The organism is Paracraurococcus ruber (genome assembly GCF_004353985.1).
Lineage (GTDB): Bacteria > Pseudomonadota > Alphaproteobacteria > Acetobacterales > Acetobacteraceae > Paracraurococcus > Paracraurococcus ruber.
In genome coordinates, this window is record NZ_SMOA01000681.1 from 1 (window position 1) to 520 (window position 520).

General features: G+C 82.1%; 1 protein-coding gene. It reads left to right on the forward strand.

Features of this window, described 5'->3' with window-relative positions; all coding sequences use genetic code 11:
• Positions 1-520 (forward strand): hypothetical protein (locus E2C05_RS33835; RefSeq protein ID WP_158292514.1); only part of this gene is annotated, 520 nt, incomplete at both ends.

Here is a 520-nt window from a genome sequence, read left to right on the forward strand (position 1 = left end):
GCTGCCGCCGCCGCCGGCCGCCGAGCTGGTGCGGCCGCCGCCCGCCGCCGACCGGGCGCTGCTGCTGGCCCTGCCGCGGCCGGACGGGCCGGTGGCCGCCGCGCTGTCCGGCTTCCTCGCCGACCCGCCGAGCGGGGCGGAGGCGCTGATGATCGTCTGCGGCCCGGACTGGCAGGGCGCGCCGCTGGCGCGGCTGGACGCGGGCCTTCGCTTCTACGGCCTGCGCGCCGGCATCGCCCTGGCGGAGGCCGAGCCGGAATTGCCGGAAGCCTGGGAGATCGGCGCCCGGCTCTGCGACGCCGCGCATCTGGTGCCGCTGACCGCCGCCGGGCCCTGGGGGGCACCGGGCTGGCGGGATGCGCTGCTGGCCGCCCTGCCGCCCGGCGCCGGCGTCGCCGCGCCCTGCCTGCTCCAGGAGGACGGGGCGATCCGCAGCCTGGGCTTCGTCGCCGGCGACGCGGCGGCGCCGCTGCGCTGGCGGCAGGCCGGGCTGCCCGAAGCCGCGGTGCCGGCGGGCCCG